Raw genomic sequence first — 3,556 nt, 5'->3', positions numbered from 1 at the left:
TCCCCGGCGGGCGTACGTTCCGGGCGCGCAACTCCGTCGGCTCCCGCCCCGGCCCCACCGCCGACCCCCGCCTCAGGCCTCTTCACGCTTCATCCTGTCCATGTACTCGGCGATCGAGCGCCCGGCCTCAGGCCCCTCGTAGGCGGTGACGATCTCCTCGATGCCGCCGCGCTGCTTAATCCGCCCGTGGTCGATCCACATCGCCGAATCGCACAGCTGCGCGAGGAACTCGTTGGAGTGCGAGGCGAACACCAGGATGCCGGAACGCGAGACGAGGTCAGCGAGCTTCACGCGCGCCTTCTTCATGAACTCCGCGTCCACGGCGCCGATGCCCTCATCCAGCAGCAGGATCTCGGGATCGATCGAGGTCACCACGCCCATCGCGAGCCGCACGCGCATGCCGGTGGAGTAGGTCCGCAGGGGCATGTCGAGGTAGTCGCCGAGCTCGGTGAAGTCGGCGATCTCCTCGACCTTGGCCTTCATCTGCTTGCGCGTCTGGCCGAGGAACAGGCCGCGGATGATGATGTTCTCGTAGCCGGAAATCTCGGGGTCCATGCCCACGCCGAGGTCGAACACGGGCGCCACGCGGCCGCGGATCCGCGCCGCGCCGCGGGTCGGTTCGTAGATGCCCGACAGGAGTCGCAGCAGCGTCGATTTTCCGGCGCCGTTGTGCCCGACGAGACCGATGCGGTCGCCCTCCCGGAGGGAGAGGGAGATGTCTTTAAGGGCTTCGACGACGACGACATTGCTGGCATTTCGCCCGATCGCGCCGCCCGCCGATCCGAGAACGGCCTTTTTCAGCGAGCGGGACTTGGCGTCGAAGATCGGGAAATCCACACAGGCGTCGACGCAATCGATGGACACACCGCCGGGGGTGGGGGCTGCGGGGCTCACGGGTTCATACCTCCTACACCCAGTACGGGACTCGGGACCGGAACTTGCGCAGGGCGAGGAAGGCCAGCAGCAGGCCGACCGCGGTGCAGCCGAGCACGATCCACCAGTGGTAGGCGGCGACGGGCTCGCCCAGCATGGGTGCGCGCACGATCTCGAGATAGTGATAAAGCGGGTTGAGCTCGGCGATGCGGGCCCGGTTCGCGATCTCGCCGCCCTGCTCGTACAGCGTTTGCGTGGTCCACACGATTGGGGTCATGTAGAACAGCAGTTGCACCATCGAGTCGAGCAGCGGGGCGATGTCGCGGAAGCGGGTGGCGAGAATGCCGAACAGCATCGACACCCACACGCCGTTGATCATGAGCACGCCCAGGGCCAGGACCGACAGGATCAACTCCCAGCCCAGCGGGCGCGGGAAGACGATCATGAGCACCACCCAGATGACCAGGTTGTGCAGCAGGAACAGGAACTGTCGCCAAACCAGCCGGTAGACGTGCACGCTCAGCGCGCTGGGCAGCTGTTTGATGAGGCCCTCGTTGGCGATGAAGACCTCGGAGCCCTCCTTGATGCAGCCGGAGATGAATCCCCAGATGATCAGGCCCACGGTGACGTGGGGCAGGAACTCGGCCAGCGGGATCTGGAAGAGGATCGAGTAGAGGAAGCCCAGGGCCACGGCCATGACGCCGGTGGCGATGGTGATCCAGAGCGGGCCGAGGGTGGAGCGGCGGTAGCGCTGCTTGATGTCCTGCCAGCCGAGGGACAGCCACAGCTCGCGCTGGTTCAGTCCTTGCTTCAGGTCGCCGACGGCCCGTCGGAAGGTCTGGGAGTCGTTGACGATCTCCTTGGAGACCCGCTCGTCGGGGAGCGTGGCCGAGGTGGGGTCGGGAAGGGACTGGTCCTGCACGATGGCGAAGCCTACTAGAGCGACGGCTCGTGGCAGCCTCGCCGCGAGGGCGCGTAGACATGACGCATGACGAACAGCACCCAGATTCAGCTCGCCAGCCGCCCGCGCGGGTGGCCGACCCACGAGAATTTCCGGACCGTGTCGGTCGAGCTTCCCGAGCTCTCGGACGGCGAGATCCGCGTGGCCAACGAGTTCATCTCCGTGGACCCGTACATGCGTGGCCGGATGAACGAGGGGCGGTCCTACATCCCGCCGTTCGAGCTCGACGAGACGATGACCGGCGGCGCGGTGGGCCGGGTCGTCGAGTCCCTGTCCGAGGATCATCCGGTGGGCGCGGTGGTGCTGCACGACCAGGGCTGGCGGGACATCGCCCAGGGCCCGGCCCGGCAGTTCCGGGTGGTGGCCGAGCTCGAGGGCGTGCCGAACTCCGCCCACCTGGGGATTCTCGGTACCACCGGTCTGACGGCGTACGTCGGGCTCATGCACATTGCGAAGTTCCGGTCCGGGGATTCGGTGTTCGTCTCGGGCGCCGCCGGGTCGGTCGGCTCGGCGGTCGGCCAGATCGCGCGGCTCGGGGGCGCCTCGAAGGTCATCGGCTCGGCCGGCTCCGCCGACAAGGTCGCCACGGCCGTCGAGCGGTACGGTTTCGACGCCGCGCTGAACTATCGTGAAGGCCCCGTCCGTAAGCTCCTGCGCGAGTACTTCGGGGACCAGGACGGCGAGGGGATCGACGTCTACTTCGACAACGTGGGCGGCGACCACCTCGAGGCGGCGCTGGACCTGATGAACGACGAGGGCCGCATCGCGAACTGCGGCGCGATCAGCTCGTACAACGCCACCGAGCGCACCCCCGGCCCCGACAATCTGTGGCTCATGATCACGCGCCGGCTGACGATGCAGGGCTTCACGATCAACAAGCAGATGGGCCACTACAACGAGTTCATCACCAAGGTCGGCCCGTGGGTGGCCTCCGGCGAGTTGGTCTTCGACGAGACCGTCGTCGAGGGGATCGACAACACCGTCGACGCGTTCCTGGCTCTCATGAAGGGCGCGAACGTCGGCAAGATGGTCGTCAAGGTCTGACGCCGATCCCCGCCCCGCCCCGCCCCGGCCCGGCCTCGGCCCTCGCGCTTCGCACCCCGCGCCTCTCCGCCGGTTGCATGACACACCCTCCCGGTCGCAAGACATCCGGTGCGAAATCCCGTGCAGATTTCGCACCAGATGTCAGGCAACCGCGCATCGATGTCGTGCAACCACCGCTGGTCCGGGCTGGCGCGCCGATCTGCGCCCGACCTGGGGTGGTGCACCAGAGCTCCCGGGCGGTGGGGCAGGCTTGGGGCATGTCGACTCCGCCTCGCCGGTCCGTGTCCGCTGCCGCGCGTGAAGCCCGATCGGGTGAGCACGCGCTGGGGCGGGCCGTCGGCGACGTTCGGCTCGGAGTCCGCCAGCGGATCGACGCTGTGCGCGCTGTCGCCGATGCCCGCTGGGGTCGACCGCGCGAGGAGTCCCAGCCGATTTACCTGATCGCCCCGGCCGGCCACCCCAATCACGGCGACGAGCAGTTGCTGGCGGGTTGGCTGCGCTACCTCCGCCATCGCCGCCCCGGCACGCCCGTCGTCGTCGACTGTCACACCCCCGGCCAGGCGGCGGTGCTGCACCACTCCGAGCATCCGGACGTGCTGTTCACCGACACGCTGTGGCGTCTCGCGGGCGAGCACGGCGTCCCCGCCGACGCCTCCGCGGCCGCGCGCGTCGATGCCG

The 3,556-nt window shown here is 68.2% G+C and carries 3 protein-coding genes and 1 pseudogene; 2 read left to right on the top strand and 2 right to left on the bottom strand.

The window, feature by feature from the left end; genetic code table 11:
* Positions 1-72: 72 nt before the first annotated feature.
* Together wzt and wzm are read right to left on the bottom strand one after the other, a co-directional pair.
* Complete coding sequence (gene wzt / locus G6016_RS14310) at positions 73-894, bottom strand: galactan export ABC transporter ATP-binding subunit Wzt/RfbE (RefSeq protein WP_182633293.1); 822 nt, start codon at positions 892-894, stop codon at positions 73-75.
* 13 nt (positions 895-907) lie between these two features.
* Complete coding sequence (gene wzm, locus G6016_RS14305) at positions 908-1,795, bottom strand: galactan export ABC transporter permease subunit Wzm/RfbD (protein WP_182633292.1); 888 nt, start codon at positions 1,793-1,795, stop codon at positions 908-910.
* A gap of 66 nt (positions 1,796-1,861) precedes the next feature.
* On the opposite strand from wzm, the gene G6016_RS14300 reads away from it, so the two are divergent.
* Positions 1,862-2,878 (top strand): NADP-dependent oxidoreductase, encoded by a 1,017-nt coding sequence (locus tag G6016_RS14300; RefSeq protein WP_182633291.1) that lies wholly within the window; start codon positions 1,862-1,864, stop codon positions 2,876-2,878.
* A 257-nt stretch (positions 2,879-3,135) separates the two neighbouring features.
* A pseudogene (locus G6016_RS14295) lies at positions 3,136-3,556 on the top strand (hypothetical protein); the annotation flags it as partial.

Source organism: Dietzia aerolata (genome assembly GCF_014144865.1).
Classification (GTDB): Bacteria; Actinomycetota; Actinomycetes; order Mycobacteriales; family Mycobacteriaceae; genus Dietzia; species Dietzia aerolata.
This window is presented reverse-complemented; position numbering and strand designations above follow the sequence as displayed.

Excerpts from the sequence above, each read along its gene's own strand:
- G6016_RS14300 (WP_182633291.1), top strand. The coding sequence starts at position 1,862 with ATGACGAACAGCACCCAGATTCAGCTCGCCAGCCGCCCGCGCGGGTGG.